Genomic DNA, 20,977 nt, shown 5'->3' on the forward strand with positions numbered 1-20,977 from the left:
GGCGACCGACGCCGTGCAGACCAAGCAGGTGGCGGCCAACGCCGAGCTGAAGGTCTGGGTCGAGGCGGTCAAGGCCGCCAAGGGCCGCACCAGCGACGACCTCGGCACGAAGTACCCGAAGATCTCCGAACCGCTGTGGACGGCCGTGCAGGCGGCGCTGAGCGGGTCGAAGTCGCCGGCCGACGCCCTCACCGCCGCCCAGAGCTCCGCGGCCGCGGCCACCAAGTAAGGACGTCATGCACCGCAAGCGCTCCGGGCAGTGGGCCGCGTGGACGTTCATCGCGCCCGTCGCGGCCTACCTGCTCGCCTTCTACGCCTATCCGCTGTACCGCAACGTCGACCTGAGCCTGCGCCACTACACGGTCCGCTCGTTCGTGCAGGGCGGCGCCCCGTTCAGCGGTCTGGAAAACTACCGCACCGTCGTGGATGACCCGACCTTCTGGCCCGCGCTGCTGCACACGCTGGTGTTCACGGCGGTGTCGCTGGCCGCGCAGTTCGCGGTCGGGCTGGCCCTGGCGGTGTTCTTCAACCGGCACTTCCGGCTCTCGGCGACGCTGCGGGCACTGTTCCTGGTGCCGTGGCTGCTGCCGCTGATCGTGTCGGCCTCGACCTGGTCGTGGATGCTCAACAGCGACTCGGGGATCGTCAACGCGGTCCTCGACGTCGCGGGGATCGCGCCGGTCAACTGGCTCACGTCGCCGGACTGGGCACTGGTCTCGGTCATCGCCGCCAACATCTGGATCGGCATCCCGTTCAACCTCGTCGTGCTCCACAGCGGCCTGCAGGCGATCCCGGGGCACCTGTACGAGGCGGCGGCGCTGGACGGCGCGTCGAGCCGGCAGCAGTTCTGGCGCATCACGTTCCCGCTGCTGCGCCCGGTCTCGCTGATCACGTTGCTGCTCGGCCTGGTGTACACGCTCAAGGTCTTCGACATCATCTGGATCATGACCAGGGGCGGGCCGAACGGCGCGTCGACGACCCTCGCGACCTGGTCGTACCGGCTCGGCTTCGGCAACCTGCTGCCGCAGTTCGGACCCGGCGCCGCGGTCGGCAACCTGCTCATCGTCATCGCACTGGCCTGCGGCCTGCTCTACATCCGCGTGCAACGGAGGCTCGGATGAGCCGCGTGCGAACCGGGATCGGGCTGCTGCTCACCGCCGTCATGCTGTTTCCGGTGTACTGGATGGTGAACGTCTCGCTCACCCGCGACCAGGACATGCGCAAGACCCCGCCGAACTGGTTCCCGCTGGACGCGACCCTCGACGGCTACCGGGCCGTCCTGCGCCAGCAGATGCCGTACCTGGGCACCAGCCTGCTCGTCGGCCTCGGCACCGTCGCACTCACCGTGCTGCTCGCCGCGCCCGCCGGGTACTCCCTGGCCAAACTGCGCCCGCGCGGCGGCGGCGTCGTCAGCTTCGCGTTCCTGATCGCCCAGATGATCCCCGGCATCATCATGGCGATGGGGTTCTACGCCATCTACCTCAACCTCGGCGTGCTGAACTCCTGGCCCGGCCTCATCCTGGCCGACTCGACCCTCGCGGTGCCGTTCGCCGTGCTCGTGTTCACCGCGTTCATGGCCGGCATCCCCGACGAACTGCTGCAGGCCGCGAAGACCGACGGTGCCGGGCCGTGGCGCACCTTCACCGCGATCGTCATGCCGGTCAGCCGCAACGCCGTCGTGACCGTGTCGCTGTTCGCGTTCCTGTGGGCCTGGTCGGACTTCGTGTTCGCCAGCACGCTCGACGGCGGCGGGACGCAGCGGCCGATCACCCTCGGCATCTACCGGTACATCGGCAACAACAACCAGGAATGGAACGCCATCATGGCCACCGCCGTCGTGGCGTCCATTCCGGCCACCATCCTGCTCGTCGCCGCCCAGCGGTTCGTCGCCACCGGCGTCACCGCGGGCGCCGTCAAGGACTGACCCCATCGAAATGAGCACCGTGTTCGCGATCCGCGACATTCCCTTCAGCCACCCCGGATCCTGGTTCGGCATCTCGCCGGTCATCGCCGAGGGCACCCTGGCCGACGACCTGCACCTGGTGTCGCACCAGAACGGCCTGCACGCCGTGCTGCGGTTCGTCCCGGCAACGGCCGGCGCGACCGTCACCGCGACACCGGCCCGGCTGGAGTGGGCGCACGACGCCGGACGCGTCGAGCTGACCTACGAGGCACCCGACACCGTCCGGCTGCGCGGCGCCGGGCTCGGCCTCGCCGTGCTCGCGGCCGAGCCCACCCTCACCCCGTTCAGCGGCACCTATCTGTACCGCGACCCGCTCGACGGCGCGCTCGTGTTCACCAACTACGGGACCGGCCGCCGGTACCGCATCACGGTGCTCACCGGCGACGACATCGACGTGCGCGGCGCACAGGCGCTCGGCACCGCCGAACGCGGCGTCGTCCTCGGCGCCGGGCCCTGGGAGATCGCCGTCGAGGAGTACGCCGGCGACCGCCCGCCGTACCGGCCGGCGCTCGGCTTCGACGAGGCCGTCAAGGCCGCGGACGCGCGGTTCGTGGCATTCGCCGACGCGGTCGCGCCGTGGCGGGACGGCAGCACCCCGGCGGCCGAGCTCGCCGCCTACGTGCTCTGGTCGGCGACCGTCGCCCCGGCCGGGTTCGTCACCCGCCCGGCCGTGCTCATGTCGAAGCACTGGATGGACAAGGTGTGGAGCTGGGACCACTGCTTCAACGCCCTGGCCCTCGCGCCCGGCCGGGCGCAGCTCGCCTGGGACCAGTTCCGGATCGTGTTCGACCACCAGGACGACGCCGGCGGACTGCCCGACTCGATCGCCCACTCGGAGGTGCTCTACAACTTCGTCAAGCCACCCATCCACGGCTGGGCGCTGGCCCGCCTGCGCGAGCGGCTGCCGGACCTCGACCGGGCCGAACTCATGAGCGCGTACGCGCACCTCGTGCGCTGGACCAACTTCTGGCTCACCGTGCGCCGCGCCCCCGGCGAGGACCTGCCGCACTACCACCACGGCAACGACAGCGGCTGGGACAACGCCACCCTGTTCGACCCGGGCCGGGTCGTGCAGAGCGCCGACCTCGCCGCGTTCCTCGTCCTGCAGACCCGCGAGCTCGCCGCGCTCGCCGCACACCTGGGACTCGACCACGAGTCCCAGGTGTGGACCGGCTGCGCCGACCAGCTTCGCGCGGCGCTGCTGGAGCGGCTGTGGGCCGGTGACCGGTTCGTGGCGCGCAGTTGCGAGACCGGGCACACGTGGAGCACCGACAGCCTGCTGTACCTCATGCCGATCGTCCTCGGCCGCGAACTGCCCGCCCTCGTCCGCACCCGCCTTGCCGAACGGATCGGCGAACACCTCACGGAGCACGGCCTCGCCACCGAGCGGCCGACGTCCGGGCTCTACGAGGACGACGGCTACTGGCGAGGCCCGATCTGGGCACCGTCGACCGTGCTCATCGAGGACGGGCTGCGCCGCGCCGGCCACATCGACCTGGCCGACGAAATCAGCGTCCGCTTCCGCGCGCTGTGCGAACGGTCCGGCTTCGCCGAGAACTTCGACGCCCGCACCGGCGCCGGCCTGCGCGACCGCGCCTACACCTGGACGGCGAGCGCCTACCTCATCCTCGCGGCCGCACATGTCGAGCGCCACCGGCGCCAAACACCCAAGGGAATACCGCCACGCACCTGAAACGCGCGTTCCTCACCGCCGTGGCCGACGTTCAGTGGAGGCCGTGGATGGCGTGGGCGGGAGGTGTACGCAGTGCCCGGCGGGTGGGGAGCTCGATGGTGAGGAAGGCCGTGACCGTGACCGTCAGGGCGACACCGGGCAGCAGCCATGCGGGGCCCGCGGGCCACGGGCGGCCGAGGAAACCCTGACCCAGCAGGGCGAGGGGAGCCGCTGACAGCAGGAGCGCCGTGACCAGCGCGGTGGCCGCGGTCACCGCGGCCTCGCGGCGCATCATCGCGCGGATCTGTCGTGGTGTGGTGCCGTTCAGACGCAGGGCCGCCATCTCGACCCGGCGCTGCGTGGTGGCGGCGACGAGCTTGTTGGCGATGCTCAGGAGCAGATAGACGAGGAGCACCACGATGGTCGCGAGGTTGATCCACACCTCCGGCGGTGCGTCCCTGAGGCGGGCGCCGGAGTCGGTGCCCGGCTCGGCGCCGGTGTTCTCGAGCGTCAGCCCGGGGTGAGCGGCGGCGAAGGCGGTCAGGCCCTGCCGGGCGTTCTCGGTGCCGTCGGTGCGCACGAGGATGCTCTGGTCCAGTCCCGTGGTGGTGTGCTCGGCGGCCAGGTCGCGGGAGAGGACGACCGTGCCGAAGCCGAGACCGCGGGCGTACACGGCGACGACCGTGACCTCGACCCGGGCGCCGTCGCCGAGGACCAGGCCCACCTTGCGGCCGGGCTGCGCTCCTGGGGAGCGGGCGACATCGCTGCTAACGGCGATGGAGGCGCCGGTGAGGCGGTCCAGGCTGCCGTCCCGCACGTCGAGGTCGAGGACGTCGGCGGCGTCCGGGGTGAGGATCAGCGCGGATCCGGACTCGCTCTGCGTGTCGTCGAAGAGCTGGTAGGACCACACCACGGTGGTGGTACTGACCGGCGCGGCCGCCCGTACGCCGGGTATCGCCCGTACGGCGTCGAGGGCGCCGGTAGGCACCGCGCCCAGGCCCGGCGCGCTCAGCCGCTGCTGGGCGAGGGTGCCGTCGCGGATCTCCTGCGCGGTGGCGGCCAGCACTGTGGTCTGGGTGAGGGTGTAGGTGAGCACGAACACGGCCGCCATGGCCAGGGCGCTGACGATGCCCGCGTTGCGCAGGGCGTAGGCGCGGAAGTTGGACATCGCCAACCAGGTCGCCGCGGAGCTGCCGGACCGGGTGCGGCGGGTCGCAGCGGCGCCGACGCCCCGAACCAGGGCCGGCCCGGCCAGGGCCAGGCCGATCGCGGAGATGATGCCCGCGATGGAGGTGCTGGCCGAGCCGAGCACTGTGGGGGAGACGAGGGGTACGACCGACAGCGCCGTCGCGGCGGCGATGACCACCAGCCCGGCGAGGGTGCGGGCCTTCGACGGGTCGCGGGGTTCGCTGCGCGATTCGGCGACCGCCTCGGTGGCCGGCATCCGGGAGGTGCGCCAGGCCGCTCCGCGGGCCGACAGCTGCACCGCCAGCGCCGTCAACAGCACGGTCGCGAGGGCGGGTAACGGGCTGATGGTCAGCGGGAGCTCGGCCGGTACGACGCCGCGGTCCGCCAGCAGCCGACGCAACTGCCCGGCCAGCACATAGCCCAGCGCCGCACCGGGCACCAGCGCCACCGCCGCGATCAGGGTGGCCTGGGCGGCGGCGAGGCGACGGATCTGCTTCGGGGTCGCCCCGACGGCCCGCATCAGCGCGAGGTCGCGGCGCTGCCCGCCGATCGACACGGCCAGCGCGCTCGCCATGGCGAACCCGGTGACCAGCAGGACAACTCCGGCGAGTGAACCGGCGAGGAACACCAGCAGCGAGCGCGACGCGCTCGCACCGGGCGACGCGATATCCCCCCGGCCCGCACCGGTCGTCACGACCAGTCCCGTGCCCTTCACCCGTTCCCGGGCGGCGGTGGCCACGGAATCCGCGGCGCCCGGTGCGGTACGCAGAGCGATCAGGTCGACGGTCCCGGCGCGCGGTCCTTCGCCGGTGCGGCCGGACAGCACTCGCGCCGTCGCATCGGCGAAGAGGATCCCGCCGCGCGGTGCGTCGACCACGGCCGAGACACGGTACGGCGCAGGTGGCCGGCCGGCGGCGGCGACCGTGACCATGTCACCAACCCGTACGCCCGCCGCGGCGGCGGTGGCGCCGTCCACGGCGACCTCGCCGGAACCCGCGGGCGCGGCGCCGTCGACCCCCGGGTCCGTCAGCCGGGTCGAGGACCAGCCGTGTCCCGCCGTGCGCGGATCCCCGACCACTACGACACGGCCGCCGGCGTCGACGACCGCGGCCGAGAAGCTCAGGTCCCCGACCGTCGCCGTCACCCCCGGCAGACCGGAGAGCTCGGCGAGCAGACTGGCCGGGACCGTACGGCGTTCCGGAAGGGCGATCGGCAGATCCCCGCTGGGGTGGAACCCCTGGTCGGCGGAGACCACCACGTCCGCACCGGCAAGCCGGCCGGCGGGCAGGTGGGAGCGCAGACCGGACTCGGCAAGCACCCCGGTGGCGGTGATGAGGGCGGCGGCGCCCAGCACCGCGAAGGCCACGGCGATCAGCGCCGTGATCCGGTGCCCTGCCATGTGCAGCGCGAGACGGAACATGGCTCAGGCCTCGCCCAACGCGACGAGCCGGCGGCCGAGTTCGGCGGCGGAAGGCCGGTCGAGGGACTCGACCACGCGGCCGTCGGCCATCACCAGGACCCGGTGCGCCCGGGCCGCGGCGGCCGGATCGTGGGTGACCATCACCACCGTCTGATGCATCTCGCGCACGAGGTCGCGCAGCAGATCCAGCACCTGATGGGCGCTGCGCAGATCCAGCGCGCCGGTCGGCTCGTCGGCGAACACCACGGCCGGCTTGGCCACCAGCGCCCGGACGATGGCGGCCCGTTGCTGCTGGCCGCCGGAAAGCTCGGCGGGCCGGTGGTGCAGCCGGTCCGCCAGCCCCACCCGGTCCACCAGCGTCCGCAGCCAGTCACGGTCCGGCGCACGTCCGGCCAGCCGCAGCGGCAGCGTGATGTTGTCCTCGATGCTGAGCGACGGGATCAGGTTGTACGCCTGGAACACGAAACCGACGCGTTCCCGGCGCAGTTCGGTACGGCGGGTCTCGTTCAGCGCGCCGATCTCCTGGCCATCGATGCGGATGCTCCCCGATGTCGGGGAGTCGAGCCCGGCGGCGCAGTGCATCAGCGTGCTCTTCCCAGAGCCCGAGGGCCCCATCACGGCGAGGAACGTGCCGCGTTCCACGCTCAGGGACACGTCTTGCAGGGCGCGTACGCCGCCGGCGTACTCCTTGCTGACCTGGGCGAGCGTGATGGCGGACGGCATGGCAGGAGCCCTCCTGGGGTACTGTGTGGCGCCGGGAGACTTGTGTCACCAACGTATGGATCAGGCCCTTTCCGGACGATCCCGCAGGCCGCCCAGTTGAGGTACAGCAGGCTGTACTCGGCGGCAGGGGAGGACCGGGATGCTCCGCGCCGCGGCCAATGCCGTTCGACAGCTCGCCTCCGGGCTCGGCACGAGCGTGCTGGCCCTGCTGGTGCTGCTGTGGCTGGTCGTCACCGCCGTGACGAGCCTGGTCGGGGTGGGGCTGCTGATGGCGCCCGCCGTGCTGCGCGCGCTGCACGCCCTGGCGGGCCGGGAACGCCTCCGGCTCGCCCGCTGGGGCCGGCCGGTGTTCGCCCCGGAGCCTCCGCCTGCCCAGCTGCGCCTGGCCCTCGCCGACCCCACCACCCGGCGGGAACTGCGCTGGCTGGTCCGGCACGCTACCGTCGGCCTGATCCTCGGCCTGCTCGGGGTGCTGCTCCCCGCCTTCGCCGTCCGCGACGGCACCTTCCCGCTGTGGTGGCGCTTCGTGCCCGAGGATGCCAATGCCACCGCTGTGGGCATCGGCACTGTGCACAGCTGGGCCGGCGCCGCCGCCGTCGCACTGCTCGGCCTGGGCTGGATCGCCGTTATCCTCGGGCTCGCGCCGGGCATGGCCCGGCTGCAGTCCCGGGCCGGAGCGCAGCTGCTCACGGCCGGGCCCGAGACGGACCTGTCCCGGCGCGTCGCAGAGCTCACCGCCACCCGCGCCGCCGCCCTGGACGCGCACGCGGTCGAGCTGCGGCGCATCGAGCGGTCGTTGCACGACGGCACCCAGAACCGGCTGGTCAGCGTCACGATCCTGCTCGGCGCCGCCCGCCGGATGGTGGCCCGCGACCCGGCCGGCGCCGATGAGCTCCTGGAGCGCGCCCAGACCGCCGCCGAGATGGCGCTCGCCGAGCTGCGGACGGTCGCCCGGAGCATCCTGCCACCGGTGCTGGACGACCGGGGGCTGGCCGGCGCGCTGTCCGGCCTGGCCGCCGACTGCGCGGTTGCGTGCCGTATCGACGTCGACGTACCCGAACGCTGCGCCGCGTCCGCGGAGGCGACCGCCTACTTCGTCGTGGCCGAGGCCCTCACCAACGTCGCCAAGCACAGCGGCGCCCGCAACGCCACCGTCACGGCCACGAGCCGCGGCGGCCGGCTGCGGCTGCGCGTCGAGGACGACGGGCGCGGCGGTGCCGACGAGGGCGGCGGGTCCGGGCTCACCGGCATCCGCCGCCGCATCGAGGCCCACGACGGAACCATGACGCTGACCAGCCCACCGGGCGGTCCGACCATCCTTGAGGCGGAACTTGCATGCGGATTGTGATCGCCGAGGACGACCCGTTGCTGCGCGAAGGGCTCGCCCTGCTGCTGCGCGCCGAATCACACGACGTGGCGGCCACCGCGAGCAACGCCGAGGACGCCCTGGACGCCATCGGGGAACACCAACCGGACGTTGCCATCTTCGACGTACGGATGCCACCGACCCACACCGACGAGGGGATCGCCGCGGCCGTCGAGGCTCGCCGCCGCCGGCCCGGCCTGCCCGTCCTCGTGCTCTCCGCATACGTCGAGCAGTCCTTCGCCACGGATCTGCTCGCCGGCGGTGTCGGCGGCCTCGGCTACCTGCTCAAGGAACGGGTCGGCCGGGTCGAGGAGTTCCTGGACGCGCTGCGGCGCGTGGCGGACGGCGGCACCGCCATCGACCCCGAGGTCGTGGCGCAGCTGTTCACCCGCTCCCGGCAGGACCCCCGCCTGGAAAGGCTCAGCCCGCGTGAGCGCGACGTCCTGGCCCTGATGGCGGAGGGCCTCGGCAACGGCGCCATCGCCGAACGCCTCGTCGTCACCGACGGCGCGGTACACAAACACATCCGCAACATCTTCGCCAAGCTGGACCTGTCTCCCACCGACCAGGTGGACCGCCGCGTCGCCGCGGTTCTGCGCTACCTCGAGGACATCCGGCGTCTGTCGTGAACCAAAGGTCCGAAACCTTTCAACAGTGGCCGATCTTGTCCAGCTCGGTGAGGTCGTCGGCGGAGAGCGAGAGGCCAGCGCCGGCGACGTTCTCGCGCAGGTGGGCTGTGGAGGAGGTGCCGGGGATCAGCAGGATGTTCGGCGAGCGCTGCAGCAGCCAGGCCAGGGCGACCGACATCGGTGGCGCCGCCAGCCGGACGGCCACGGCCGAGAGTGCCGAGGACTGCAGCGGGCTGAAGCCGCCGAGCGGGAAGAAGGGCACGTAGGCGATGCCCTCTTCGGCGAGCGCGTCGATCAGCTCGTCGTCCTGGCGGTGCGCGAGGTTGTACATGTTCTGCACGCACACGATCGGCGCGATCGCCTTCGCCTCGGTGACCTGTTCGGTTGTCGCGTTGCTCACGCCGAGGTACCGGATCAGGCCCTGTCGCTGGAGGTCGACAAGCGTTCCGAATGCCTCGGCGATCGAGCCGGGCTGAGGTCCCTCGGCGTTGCCGAGCCGGAGGTTGACCAGGTCGAGCACCTCGAGGCCCAGCGTTTCGAGGTTGTCGTGGACGGCCCGGCGCAGGCTTTCCGGGTCCCGGGCCGGCGGCCAGCCGCCTTGCTCGTCCCGGGTCGCGCCGACCTTGGTCACAATGTGCAGCGACTCGGCGTACGGGTGGAGCGCTTCGCGGATCAACTGGTTGGTGACGCGCGGCCCGTAGGCGTCGGCGGTGTCGATATGGGTGATGCCGAGGTCGACGGCCTCGCGGAGGACGGCGAGGGCACCGTCGTGGTCGGCGGGCGGCCCCATCACCCAGGGGCCGGCCAGCTGCATGGCGCCGTAGCCGAACCGGGTGACGGTCAGGTCTCCCAGCGGCCAGGTACCGCCGGGAAGGGAAGTGGAGACCATGCTCGTACCTCTGTCTTTCGTCGGGTGCTTGCTCCACTATTGGGAAGTAACTCTCTTGCGGGAAGTAGGCACTTCCAGGTTCGTTAGGCACCCAACGGTTGGAGGAGCCGCCGATGGCGACGACGACAGCAGCCCAGAAGAGGGCGGAGGCGAAGGCCGAATATGACGCCTTCCTGGCGGCATGTCCTAGCCGCCAGCTGCTCGACCGCATCTCCGACAAGTGGGTCGCGCTGATCCTGGCCGCTCTGGGCAGCGGCCCCGACTGCGCCGGCGAGCCGCGGCCGATGCGCTACTCGGAGTTGTCTCGCCTGCTGGCCGGTGTGAGCCAGAAGATGCTGACGCAGACGCTTCGCTCGCTGGAGCGTGACGGGCTGATCAGCCGTACTGTAGTGCCGACCGTGCCCGTCACGGTTTCTTATGAGCTGACCGAGCTCGGTCTTTCCTTGCATCAGATGATGAGCGGCCTCAAGACCTGGGCCGAGACGCACATGGACGACGTGTTCGCCAATCGCGCGACGCACGACACCGGCACCGCCTGATGTCGGCCAACCGCTGCGTGGTGCACGTAGCGGAGAAAAGCCGGCGTTCCCCGGGTTCGACTGTTCAGCTTCGGCGTCGCCTCGCTGCTGACGTGGACCTGCCGTTGTTGCACCGGGACGGGCAGCGGCGAGCAGGGCATCGCTGAATTCGGATCTGAACACGCGTTGGGACTGCCCGGAGGTGCGGGTCGGCCGCCAGGTGAGTTTGTCTAGCAGGCGCGCATCGCTGCGGTCCGCCGCGACCAGCTCCCTGCGTCCTGCGTAGTGACGCCGAGCATGGCGGCGGGGAGCCGGTCGGCCGTAGGGTGGCGCCGTGCAACCCCTGGAGCTCCGTCTGCGTGTCGCCACGCCCGGGCTGATCGCGCTGCCGTGGCTGGAGCCGCTGGAGGAGTGGGACGCCACTGAGGTGCCGTTCCGCGACTTCCCGGTCGGCCCGAGCCGGCCTCGTGCGGTTCGTTGAGACCGACGATGCGATTTGGGCGTTGAAGGAGTTGCCGCAGCGCATCGCGGCGAAGGAATATGCGGTGTTGCGCGACCTGGAGCGCCGTTCGCTTCCAGCGGTGCGCCCCGCCGGTCTGGTCATCCAGCCGCACGAGGACACCGCGATCCTTGTCACCCGCTACCTGGACCGGTCGTGGCAATATCGTCGGTTGTTGATGCGGCTGCCTCCGGATGCCTCGAAGCACCGGGAGCGGCTGCTCGACGCGATGGCCAGCCTCCTGGTGGATCTGCACCGCAACGGGGTGTTCTGGGGCGACTGCTCGCTTGCGAACACCCTGTTCTCGCGCGACGGGCAGATCCTGCAGGCGTTCCTCGTCGACGCGGAGACGAGCGAGATCCATCCGCAGCTCAGCGATGGGCAGCGGCAGTACGACATCGACATCCTCGTTGAGAATGTCGCCGCCGGAATGATGGACCTTGCGGTCCGCCTCGAGCAGCCGCCCGAGGTCGAGGAGTTGCTCATCGAAGAGGCGTGCAGCGTCGCCACCCGCTATCAGGCGCTGCGGGACGTGCTGCACGCTCAGCCGGTGTTTGCCTTCGGCGACCGGTACCAGATCGAAGGGCAGATCCGCAGGCTGCACGACCTCGGGTTCGCCGTCGACGAGGTGAAGCTGGAGTCGGCCGGCGAGAGCGGCGAGAAGGTGCGGCTGAAGGTGGCGGTCGCCGCCCACCGGTTCCACGCCACCCAGCTGCACGACCTGACGAGCCTTGACGTGGGGGAGGGCCAGGCGCGGATCCTGCTCGGTGATCTGCGGGCATACCAGGCGTACGCGCGGCAGGCGCATCCGGAGCTCACCGACGCGCGCGCTGCGCAACGCTGGCTCGAAGGGGTGCTCCGGCCCGGGATGGCGCGGGCACACGAGGCGGTGGGCGGGCTCGGCGACCCGATCCAGGCGTACTGCGATCTGCTGGAGGTGCGCTGGCTGCTCAGCGAGCAGGCCGGGCGCGACGTCGGCGACGCGGCGGCGCTCGACGCGCTCCGGGATCGCTCGGTCCCGCCGCAGTCGGCGGCGAAGATGGCGATCGCGGAGGCGCCGACCGGCACGCTTCCGGCCCTCACCCCCGAGCTGGTCGCCGAGCTCTCCGACGACTGACGTTCCTCTTTTGAGGCGTAGATCGTTCTGCTGGTCGGATGCTCATCGGGTGGCGGTACTTTGCCGGCAGGTGCACCGACCCGAGGTAGACCGTGCGGGTGGTACGGAACGGTCAGGGGACGAGGCGGAGGATGCTCCACGAGACCGGGGGCAGCTCGACGGCGAGGGTGCCGGCGTCGATGGCGGCGCCGTGTCCATGACGCGGGCCGACCCGTTCCGGGGCGTCCGCGTGGTTGGTGAGCAGGAGCTCGTCGGCGACGCCACCGATGATCTGGTGGTCGGCGACGCGCAGCCCGGGCAGGGCGCGAACCACGGCCTGGAGCAGCACGGGTTCGGTCTCGCTGCGGTTGACCGCGAGGACGGTGACCTCGCCGGTGGCCGGATCGTGGGTCGCGACCACATCGGCGACCGGCACGTCGCCGTGGCGCGGTGTGTCGTAGGTCGGCGTGACCGGCTCGACGCGCAGTACGTCGCCGCGCGCGTGGCGGGCGGTGAGGGCGAAGGGGTGGAAGATGGTCTGCCGCCATGCCGGCCGGTCGGACTCGGCGCGGATCGGGGCGATGATGTTCACGAGCTGCGCCAGGCAGGCGACGCCCACCCGGTCGGCGTGGCGCAGCAGGCTCATCAGCAGCGAGCCCACGACGACCGCGTCCTCGGTGGTGTACTCGTCCTCGATGAGGCGCGGGGCCTGGGCCCAGTCGAGGTTGGTGTGACCGGCGAACCGGCTCTCGTACCAGATGTTCCACTCGTCGAAGGAGAGCAGGAGCTTCCGCCGGGACCGCTTCTTGGCGGCGATGTGATCCGCGGTAGCGACCACCCCGTCGATGAAGCGGTCCATGGCCAGGCCCGAGGCGAGGAAGCTCGCGCGGTCGTCGCCGGCCTTCTCGAAGTACGCGTGCAGCGAGATGTAGTCGACGTGGTCGAAGGTGTGGTCGAGGACCGTCGCCTCCCAGGCGCCGAAGGTCGGCATCCGGTCGTTCGAGCTGCCGCAGGCGACCAGCCGGATCTCGGGATCGACCTGCCGCATGGCCTTGGCGGTCTCGGCGGCGAGCACGCCGTACGCCTCGGCGCTCTTGTGGCCGACCTGCCATGGTCCGTCCATCTCGTTGCCCAGGCACCACAGCCTGATGCCGTGCGGTTCCCGGACACCGTGCGCGATGCGCAGGTCGGACCAGTAGGTGCCGCCCGGGTGGTTCGCGTACTCGAGCAGGTCGCACGCCTCCTGGATGCCGCGCGTGCCGAGGTTGACCGCCATCATCGGCTCCACCTCGGCCCGCCGTGCCCAGGTCATGAACTCGTTGAGGCCAAAGGCATTGGTCTCCACCGAACGCCAGGCGAGGTCGAGCCGGCGGGGTCGTTCGCCCACCGGGCCGACGCCGTCCTCCCAGCGGTACCCGGAGACGAAGTTGCCGCCGGGGTAGCGCACCAAGGTGATGCCAAGCTCGTGGGTGAGCTTGAGCACGTCCTGGCGCAGGCCGTCGGTGTCGGCGTGGTCGTGCCCCGGCTCGAAGATGCCGCCGTAGACGCAGCGGCCCATGTGTTCGACGAACGAGCCGAACAGGCGCGGGTCGACGGGGCCGATGCGGAATGCGGGGTCGAGCGTGACGTGGCAGTTGAGCACGGTGGGTCCCATCTACTTCAGACCGGTGGTGGCGACGCCCTGCACGAAAAAGCGCTGGGCCAGCAGAAATGCGACGGCCAGCGGCGCGAGCGAGATCGCGGCGCCGGCCATGAGGGCGGCGTGGTCGACGCCGGACTGGCTTTGGAAGAGCGTGAGCGCGGACGGCAGTGTCCGCATCTCGATGGTGCTGGAGACGACGAGCGGCCAGAGGAAGTCGTTCCAAAGGGCCATGAACTGGATGACGAACAGTGACGCAAGCGCCGGCTTGGCCAGCGGCAGGATGATCCGCCGGTAGATGTGAAACGAGTTGGCGCCGTCGATGCGCGCGGCCTCGTCGAGCTCCCGGGGGATGGTGAGGAAGAACTGGCGCAGCATGAATATGCCCAGGGCGCTGGTGGCCCTCGGGATGATCAGGCCCTGGAACGTGTTGAGCCAGCCCAGATGGAACAGGGTCAGGAACACCGGGATCAGGGTCACCTGGAACGGCACCATGAGGGTGGCCAGGATGATGACGAACACCGCCTGTCGCCCCCGGAACCGCAGCCTGGCCAGCGCGTACGCGGTCAGCGAGTCGAAGAGCACCAGCAGCACGGTCGTCCCGCCGGCGAACAGGAACGTGTTGAACGCCAGCCGCGCGAACGGCAGGTCGGTGAGGATCGCCTTGAACCCGGCCGCCGTGAACTCACCCGGCCACAGCCCGGCCGGATGGCCGTACAGGTCGGCCGGGGTCCGCACCGCCACGCTGAGCATCCACACGAACGGCAGGATCGTGGCCGCCGCGGCGACGCAGAGCACGAGCCACGACGCGATCCGGCCGGTGCGGCGCAGTACCTTAATCGTCGTCATCGCGGCCACCAATGCGCAGCTGCAGCAACGACACCGCGAGGATCATGAGGAACAACACCCAGGCGATCGCGCTGGCGTACCCCATGCGGAACTCCACGAACCCGCGTTGGTACAGGTACGCCACGATCGACTCGGTGTGGAACAGCGGCCCGCCTGAGGTCATGACGTAGACCAGATCGAACAGCTGCAGGGACGTGACCGTCGCGATCACGACCGTGAACAGCAGCGCCGGCCGGACCGCGGGGAGGACGACCGCGCGCAGCTGCTGCCACCGGCCGGCACCGTCCAGTGTGGACGCCTCGATGAGTTCTCGCGGGACGTCCTGCAGCGCGGCCAGCAGCACGATCATGCTGAAGCCGGCCCCCTTCCAGATGCCGATCGCCATCACGGTCGGCAGCGCCAGCCTCGTGTCGGTCAGCCAGGTCGGCCCGACGATCCCGATCCGTCCCAGCCAGCCGTTGACCAGACCGACCTGGGGATCGAGGAGGAACTTCCACACCACGCCGACGACGGCGAACGAGGCCACTGTCGGGAAGAAGAAGGCCGATCGCAGCACCTTCGTCAGCCACGTGGTGCGGCGCAGCCACAGGGCCAGGGCGAAGCCGAGCCCGACCTGGCCGACGACCACGACCGCCGTGTACAGCCACGTGACGGTGAGGGCGTTGCGGAACCGCTCGTCGCCGAAGAGTTCGACGTAGTTGTCGAGCCCGATCCAGCGGTGCGTCTCCTCGCCGATCGTCCAGTCGTGCAGGCTCATCCAGCCCGAGCCGGCGATGGGCTCGGCGATGAACACCGCAATGAGCGTCAGGCTGGGAAGCAGGTAGAGGTAGGCCGGGTTGAGCCGCCGCAGCGCTCGAGTGGCCGTGATCATGAAATGGTTCATCCCTTCGCGGCGCGGTCCGGCCCGCCGTAAGGCGGGCCGGACGCCCGGTCAGCTCTTGCAGCCGGTGATCTTGTTGATGGCCCCGGCCGCGGCCTGCGCCGATGCCTGGACCGGTTCACCACGGGTGATCTTGCCGATCAGCGGGACGTACACGTCGGAGTCGATCTTCGTCGAGGTGGGCAGGCCGGGCAGGTACAGCCGGGCGTTGGGCAGGCCGGCGGCGAACGGCGCCACCGTCGCGTTGTTCACCGTGACGTCGGTGCGTACCGCCGGGAAGCCCGATGCCTCGGAGAAGGACGCCTGTGCGGTCTTGCCCGTCCACCAGCTCAGGAACTCCAACGCCTGCGCCTTGTGCTTGGTCAGGCGCCCGACCGCGAGCGGCACGGTCGAGGCGAGCGTGACCGGGCCGCCCGCGCCGACCGGGACCGGCGCGATCCCGAGGTCGATGCCGGCCGACTTGAACCCGGCCACGGCCCACGGCCCGTTGATCTCCATGGCGGCCTTCTTGGCCGAGAAGAGGGTGTCGGCGTCGCTGCCGGTCTGGCCGACCGGGCTCACCTGATCCTTCGTCACGAGGTCGGCCCAGGTCTGCAGCGCCTGGACGCTGGCCGGCGACGCGATGACGGCGCAACCATTCGCGTCGACGATGTCCCCGCCGTTCATCCATTGCAAGATCGGCCACATCTGGATGGTCGCGTGGTCGGCCAGCGAGATGCCGTACTGCGTGACCTTGCCGCCCTCGATCTTCGTGAGCTTGCGAGCGGCCGCGACCAGGTCGTCCGCCGTTTTGGGCTCGGCGACGCCGGCCGTGCTGAGCATCTGCTTGTTGTAGTACAGCACCAGCGTCGCCATGTTGGCCGGCGCCGCGTAGAGCTTGCCGTCGATGGTGAACGCGGTGTTCACGGTGGCCGGGAAGGCGTCCTTGTTGAGCTTGCCGTCGCCGGTACCGACCGTCTCGTCCAGCGGCAGCACGGAGTTGGTCTTCACGTAGTTGAACAGCACGCCCGGGTCGAAGTTGGGGGTGGCCAGGTCGGGGCCCTGACCCGTGGCCCAGGCGCCGGGCAGCTTCTGGCCGATCGTGTCCCACGGCTGCACGTCCATGGTGACCTTGACCTTGGGGTGGGTGTCGTTGAACTGCTTGACCAAGGCCTCGTAGGCGGGCCGGTCCGGACCGGTGAACCCGGTCCACAGGCTGAGCTCGACGGCGGCATTGGGGTCGGACTGCGCGCCGCTGCTGCAACCCGCCGCCAGCAGTAACGCGGCGACGAGCCCGGTGCCGATCTTCGTTATGGGTCCCATTGGGTCGACCTTCCGTCTCCCGGCTCATGTGAGGACGCGCCCGCCGGACCTGCGGCGGGACAGGGTCAGCACATGTTGCATCGTTGGAACGACGTTGTAAAGGCAGCTTCCCAAAGTCGTTACATCGTTGTATCGTCGGCTGCGGCTAGGAAAGGACCGTGGATGCCCGCGACCCTCAAAGACGTCGCCGCGCACGCCGGCGTCTCCGTCAAGACCGTGTCCAATGTGGTCAACGGCTACTCGTTCGTCACTGCCGACAACCGCCGCCGAGTGCAGGAGGCCATCGAGTCGCTCGGCTACATCCCGAACATCGGCGCCCGCAACCTGCGTCGCGGCCGCACCGGGTTCCTGACCCTGGCCGTTCCTGAGTTGTCCAATCCGTACTTCGCGGAGCTCTGTAGCCTGGTGATGGTCGCAGCCGCCCGGCACGACTGGACCGTCCTCATCGAACAGACTGCAGGAGTGCGCGAGCGCGAGCTGGCCGTCGTCAACGCCGCGCACCGCGCACTCGTCGACGCCGTCGTGCTCAGCCCGATCGGCGTGCGGCCCTCCGACATCGCGCAGCTCGGCGGCGCCACCCCGCTGGTGCTGCTCGGCGAGCGCGCCCTCGACGCCCCGGCCAGCCACGTCGCCATCGACAACGTCAAGGCCGCCGAGCTCGCGACCGCACACCTGATCGGCCTGGGACGCAAGCGGATCGCGGCGATCGGCGACCAGCCCGGGCAGAATGGCACCGCCACGCTGCGCCTCGCCGGCTACCACAACGCGCTGCGGGCCGCCCGGCTTACGCCCGACCCCCGGCTCAACGTGGCGTCGAGCAGCTACAGCCGGGCCGGCGGGGCGGCCGCCATGAACCACCTGCTCGACCTGGCCGAACCGCCGGACGCCGTGTTCTGCTTCAACGACCTGCTCGCCATCGGCGCCCTCAGCGTCGCTCGCGACCGCGGCATCGCCATCCCCGAGGATCTCGCCGTGGTCGGCTTCGACGGCATCGACGAGGGTCGCTACAGCGCCCCGCGGCTCACGACGATCCTGCCCGACAAGCCGGCCATCGCGGATGCGGCCGTCGACCTGATCCGCCAGCACATGGAGCACCGCGACGACCCGCCCCGCGACGTCACCGTCCCGTTCACGCTCGACATTCACGAAAGCTCGACCCGCGTGCAGTGACCTGGATGGATCGACGGGCGCGGAACTGAGTCGAAAGCGGACGACAGCCCAACTTACGGTGCAGCGGCCCACCCGAACCTCATGTGGTCGGGTGGGCCGCGCCATGCCAGGGCCAGGGCGCGACAGGGGACGTGGGTCGATGTTGGGCCCGGCGCGGTGTGGTGGCGAAACTGTTGTGCGGCCGGGTGCATCGGCCGGTCTTTACAAAGCAACCGCCTCCAGCAACGGCGGATCCGCGCCGGGTCGTGTGCAGGTCAGCGCCGCCACGCGGGTGGCGAAGCGTAGAGCGGCATTCGGTACCACCGGCCTGTTCCGGTCAACGCGGAACGAGCTCGGCCAACGTCGGCGGATCGGCGCCCCGGCGACCGCAGGTGACCGCGGCAATGCGGGACGCGAACTGCAGGATGTCGACGAGGACGGCGTCGTCGACGGCGGCCAGCTCGGCCCGTTTGTGTGTCCCGAGCAGGTTCGCTTCGCCGCACGCATAGATCAGGCCGGCCATGAAGGCGTCGCCGGCGCCGACGGTGTCGATCACGTCGACCGCCACCGCGTCGATCCGCGTCGCGCGGTGCCGGGTGTAGCCCCAGGCGCCGTCCGCGCCCAGGGTGATCACCACCAGGCGGGCGCCTAGGTCGAGCCACGCCTTGGCGACCTCGCTGTGCTGCTGCCCGGGATACAGCCACGCCAGGTCGTCGAGGCTTACTTTGACGATGTCGCTGACGGCGACAAGGCCCTCGACCCGGTGGCGAACACGTGCGGGGTTGCCCATCAACGACGGTCGACAGTTCGGGTCGTAGCTGATCGTCGCGGTCCGGGAAGCCGTGTTGATCAGGGCATCGATGCTGACCGAACCGGGCTCAAGAACGGCGGCGATGGAGCCGACGTGCAGACAGGTCGAGTTCGCTTCCACCTGGCGCACGGGCGGTGGGGCGAACGCGCGCCAGGCGACGTCGAATGTGTACTCGGCCTGGCCGTCCGGACTCAGGCTGGTGCGGGCGACGTTGGTGACGGGGCAGTCGAGCAGGGAACCCGGGGCGAGTCGCACGCCGTTGTCCCGGAAGTGCTCGATCAGGAGCCGGCCGTAGGGGTCGGTGCCCACCTGGGTCAACAGGCTCGTGGGCCGGCCCAGCCGGCCGAGCGCGACCGCGACGTTGGCCGGGCTGCCGCCCGGATGCGCAACGACGGTCCCCGGTGGACGCTCGATCAGGTCCACCAGGGCTTCGCCGACAACCGTAATCACGCGTTGCCTTTCCGGGGCTGGTTTCCGGACTGCGTTGTAGGCAGGTCGGAAACGGTTGGGTCAGGTGGCCGTGCGGCCTGGGGTTTCGGCGAGTGTGGTGGCGCCGGTCATGATGGCGACCGCCTCCGACATCGTGTGCGAGTCTGGGGTGATGACAGCGGCGCATCGGCCGAGCCGCTGGATGTGGATGCGGTCGGCGACCTCGAACACGTGCGGCATGTTGTGGCTGATCAGGATGACGGGCAGCCCGCGGGCGCGAACCTCGCCGATCATCCTCAGAACCTGGTTGGACTCCTTCACGCCGAGGGCGGCCGTGGGCTCGTCCAGCACGATGACCTTGCTGCCGAAGGCGGCGGCGCGGGCGACGGCGACGGCCTGTCGTTGGCCACCCGAGAGGGTCTCGACGGGTTGGGCCATGTTCTGCAGAGTGCCGATGCCCAGGTCGGACAGGGCCTTGCCGGCGTCGTTGCGCATGCCCTTCTTGTCGAGCATGCGCAGCAGCGAGCCAAGGAGCCCGGGTCGGCGGCGTTCCCGGCCCAAGTAGAGATTGCTGGCGATGTCGAGGGCGGGTGCGACCGCGAGCGTCTGGTACACCGTCTCGATGCCGGCTTCCCGGGCGTCCTGCGGCCGTTTGAAGTGGACCGTCCGCCCGTCGAGCAACAGTTCGCCGGCGTCGGGCACGAGGGCGCCGGTGAGGCACTTGATGAGGGTCGACTTGCCGGCGCCGTTGTCGCCGATGACGCCCAGTACCTCGCCCGGGTAGAGATCGATGTCGACGCCGTCGAGACCGACCACCCGGCCGAAGGTCTTGACCAGGCCCCGCCCGGACAGCACCGGCTGCTGTTGTCCCTTCGTGTCCGGGGCATCGCCTCCGGCAGACGGGACCCGTGTGGTGGTCATGCCTTCACCCTCCGAATCCACTGATCGACCGCGACGGCGACGAGCACCAGCAGGCCGACGGCAAGCACCCGGTACTGATCATCGACGCCGGCCAAAGACAGCCCGCTGCGGAAGAATCCGACGATGAGCGCGCCGAGCAGCGTTCCCAGGACGGCGCCCCGGCCGCCGAACAGGCTGGTTCCACCGATGACGACCGCCGTGATGCTTTCCAGGTTGGCGTCGGTGATCGCGTTGGGGCTGGCGGCGCCGGCCCGGCCGATGAGGATCCACGCGGTGAGGCCGTAGATGCCTCCGGCGACGAGGTACGCGCTGAGCAGGACCCGATCGACCCGGATACCGGCCAGCCTCGCGGCTTCCTTGTCGTCGCCGACGGCATAGACGTGGCGCCCCCAGGCGGTGTTCGCCAGGGCGAATCCCACCAGGATGTACAGGACGGCGACGAGGACCACGCCGACGGTGATGCGGAAGCGTCCCACCGCGAACGACTCGCCGGTCCAGTTGAGCAGGTCGGGCAGGTCGGTTGCTTGGACGCTCTGACCCCGGGTGTAGAGCAGACCGACGGCGGTGAAGACGCTGAGGGTGCCGAGCGTGACGATGAACGGCGGTAGCCCGATGCGGGTGACCAGTGCGCCGTTGAGGGCACCTCCGGCGAGCCCGAGGCCGATGCCGATCAGCACCGCGACGACGCCGGGGACGCCGTGGCCCTCGGCCACCTTCGCCGCGACCATCATGGACAGGATCGTGATCGCGCCCACCGAGAGGTCGATGCCGGCGGTCAGGATGACGAGGGTCTGCCCGACGGCAAGGGCCCCGATCACGGCGACCTGTTGCAGTACCAGGGAAAGGGAGTTGGGCGAGGCGAACCGCGGGTTGATCGTGGCGAAGACGACGAAGGAGATGATCAGGACGAGGAACGGACTGATCGCAGGGCGGGAGTGCAGCAGATGCTGAATGCGCTGCAGCGGTGACCGGCGGCGCAAGGCGAACTGCTCGGCGGCGGTACCGGCCGGTGGTGCAGTGGTGGTCACGACGGC

Annotated in this window: 19 protein-coding genes and 1 pseudogene; 10 read left to right on the forward strand and 10 right to left on the reverse strand. The window is 70.5% G+C overall.

What is annotated here, in order from left to right; translation table 11 throughout:
* The 4 genes and pseudogenes from ABD901_RS03605 to ABD901_RS03620 all read left to right on the forward strand — a co-directional run.
* A pseudogene (locus ABD901_RS03605) lies at positions 1-229 on the forward strand (sugar ABC transporter substrate-binding protein); the annotation flags it as partial.
* A 7-nt stretch (positions 230-236) separates the two neighbouring features.
* Positions 237-1,121 carry a carbohydrate ABC transporter permease gene (locus ABD901_RS03610; RefSeq protein WP_345121175.1) on the forward strand — a complete coding sequence of 295 codons (885 nt, stop codon included), beginning with the start codon at positions 237-239 and terminating at the stop codon, positions 1,119-1,121.
* Positions 1,118-1,924 (forward strand): carbohydrate ABC transporter permease, encoded by an 807-nt coding sequence (locus ABD901_RS03615; RefSeq protein ID WP_345121177.1) that lies wholly within the window; start codon positions 1,118-1,120, stop codon positions 1,922-1,924. Before ABD901_RS03610 ends, ABD901_RS03615 begins: the two co-directional genes overlap by 4 nt.
* Before the next feature lie 10 nt (positions 1,925-1,934).
* Positions 1,935-3,656, forward strand: coding sequence for an amylo-alpha-1,6-glucosidase (locus ABD901_RS03620; RefSeq protein WP_345121179.1), 1,722 nt, complete (start codon positions 1,935-1,937; stop codon positions 3,654-3,656).
* A 31-nt stretch (positions 3,657-3,687) separates the two neighbouring features.
* Here ABD901_RS03620 and ABD901_RS03625 read toward each other — a convergent pair whose 3' ends face one another.
* The gene (locus ABD901_RS03625; protein WP_345121181.1) at positions 3,688-6,243 is read right to left on the reverse strand and encodes an FtsX-like permease family protein; all 2,556 of its coding nucleotides are present in this window, start codon (positions 6,241-6,243) and stop codon (positions 3,688-3,690) included.
* A gap of 3 nt (positions 6,244-6,246) precedes the next feature.
* The gene (locus ABD901_RS03630; protein ID WP_345121183.1) at positions 6,247-6,966 is read right to left on the reverse strand and encodes an ABC transporter ATP-binding protein; all 720 of its coding nucleotides are present in this window, start codon (positions 6,964-6,966) and stop codon (positions 6,247-6,249) included.
* Positions 6,967-7,105: 139 nt separating this feature from the next.
* Here ABD901_RS03630 and ABD901_RS03635 point away from each other — a divergent pair, with 139 nt between their 5' ends.
* Both ABD901_RS03635 and ABD901_RS03640 read left to right on the forward strand, forming a co-directional pair.
* A complete protein-coding gene (locus tag ABD901_RS03635; RefSeq protein ID WP_345121186.1) occupies positions 7,106-8,314 on the forward strand; it encodes a sensor histidine kinase in 1,209 nt (402 codons plus the stop codon).
* Complete coding sequence (locus ABD901_RS03640) at positions 8,302-8,961, forward strand: response regulator transcription factor (RefSeq protein ID WP_345121188.1); 660 nt, start codon at positions 8,302-8,304, stop codon at positions 8,959-8,961. Before ABD901_RS03635 ends, ABD901_RS03640 begins: the two co-directional genes overlap by 13 nt.
* A gap of 19 nt (positions 8,962-8,980) precedes the next feature.
* Here ABD901_RS03640 and ABD901_RS03645 read toward each other — a convergent pair whose 3' ends face one another.
* Positions 8,981-9,850, reverse strand: coding sequence for an aldo/keto reductase family oxidoreductase (locus ABD901_RS03645; protein ID WP_345121190.1), 870 nt, complete (start codon positions 9,848-9,850; stop codon positions 8,981-8,983).
* Between the two features lie 113 nt (positions 9,851-9,963).
* Here ABD901_RS03645 and ABD901_RS03650 point away from each other — a divergent pair, with 113 nt between their 5' ends.
* The 3 genes from ABD901_RS03650 (at position 9,964) to ABD901_RS03660 (ending at position 11,984) form a co-directional block, all read left to right on the forward strand.
* Positions 9,964-10,389 (forward strand): winged helix-turn-helix transcriptional regulator, encoded by a 426-nt coding sequence (locus ABD901_RS03650; protein ID WP_345121192.1) that lies wholly within the window; start codon positions 9,964-9,966, stop codon positions 10,387-10,389.
* A 313-nt stretch (positions 10,390-10,702) separates the two neighbouring features.
* A complete protein-coding gene (locus ABD901_RS03655; RefSeq protein ID WP_345121194.1) occupies positions 10,703-10,849 on the forward strand; it encodes a hypothetical protein in 147 nt (48 codons plus the stop codon).
* Positions 10,850-10,871: 22 nt separating this feature from the next.
* Positions 10,872-11,984, forward strand: coding sequence for a DUF4032 domain-containing protein (locus tag ABD901_RS03660; protein ID WP_345121196.1), 1,113 nt, complete (start codon positions 10,872-10,874; stop codon positions 11,982-11,984).
* 112 nt (positions 11,985-12,096) lie between these two features.
* Here ABD901_RS03660 and arfA read toward each other — a convergent pair whose 3' ends face one another.
* The 4 genes from arfA to ABD901_RS03680 are packed head-to-tail and all read right to left on the reverse strand — an operon-like array spanning position 12,097 to position 16,633.
* The gene (gene arfA, locus ABD901_RS03665; RefSeq protein WP_345121198.1) at positions 12,097-13,617 is read right to left on the reverse strand and encodes an arabinosylfuranosidase ArfA; all 1,521 of its coding nucleotides are present in this window, start codon (positions 13,615-13,617) and stop codon (positions 12,097-12,099) included.
* A complete protein-coding gene (locus ABD901_RS03670) occupies positions 13,618-14,451 on the reverse strand; it encodes a carbohydrate ABC transporter permease (RefSeq protein WP_345121200.1) in 834 nt (277 codons plus the stop codon).
* A complete protein-coding gene (locus ABD901_RS03675) occupies positions 14,438-15,322 on the reverse strand; it encodes a carbohydrate ABC transporter permease (RefSeq protein WP_345121202.1) in 885 nt (294 codons plus the stop codon). The genes ABD901_RS03670 and ABD901_RS03675 overlap by 14 nt, the downstream gene beginning before the upstream one ends.
* A gap of 60 nt (positions 15,323-15,382) precedes the next feature.
* A complete protein-coding gene (locus tag ABD901_RS03680; protein ID WP_345121204.1) occupies positions 15,383-16,633 on the reverse strand; it encodes an ABC transporter substrate-binding protein in 1,251 nt (416 codons plus the stop codon).
* A 162-nt stretch (positions 16,634-16,795) separates the two neighbouring features.
* On the opposite strand from ABD901_RS03680, the gene ABD901_RS03685 reads away from it, so the two are divergent.
* Positions 16,796-17,803, forward strand: coding sequence for a LacI family DNA-binding transcriptional regulator (locus ABD901_RS03685; RefSeq protein WP_345121206.1), 1,008 nt, complete (start codon positions 16,796-16,798; stop codon positions 17,801-17,803).
* Between the two features lie 316 nt (positions 17,804-18,119).
* On the opposite strand, the gene ABD901_RS03690 is transcribed toward ABD901_RS03685, so the two are convergent.
* From ABD901_RS03690 to ABD901_RS03700, 3 genes are read right to left on the reverse strand one after another with little or no spacing between them, the layout of a single operon-like run.
* Complete coding sequence (locus ABD901_RS03690; protein ID WP_345121208.1) at positions 18,120-19,043, reverse strand: carbohydrate kinase family protein; 924 nt, start codon at positions 19,041-19,043, stop codon at positions 18,120-18,122.
* A gap of 60 nt (positions 19,044-19,103) precedes the next feature.
* Positions 19,104-19,943 carry an ATP-binding cassette domain-containing protein gene (locus tag ABD901_RS03695; RefSeq protein WP_345121210.1) on the reverse strand — a complete coding sequence of 280 codons (840 nt, stop codon included), beginning with the start codon at positions 19,941-19,943 and terminating at the stop codon, positions 19,104-19,106.
* Positions 19,940-20,971 (reverse strand): ABC transporter permease, encoded by a 1,032-nt coding sequence (locus tag ABD901_RS03700; RefSeq protein WP_345121212.1) that lies wholly within the window; start codon positions 20,969-20,971, stop codon positions 19,940-19,942. Before ABD901_RS03700 ends, ABD901_RS03695 begins: the two co-directional genes overlap by 4 nt.
* Between the last annotated feature and the right edge of the window lie 6 nt (positions 20,972-20,977).

Source organism: Dactylosporangium darangshiense, assembly GCF_039537565.1.
Classification (GTDB): Bacteria; Actinomycetota; Actinomycetes; order Mycobacteriales; family Micromonosporaceae; genus Dactylosporangium; species Dactylosporangium darangshiense.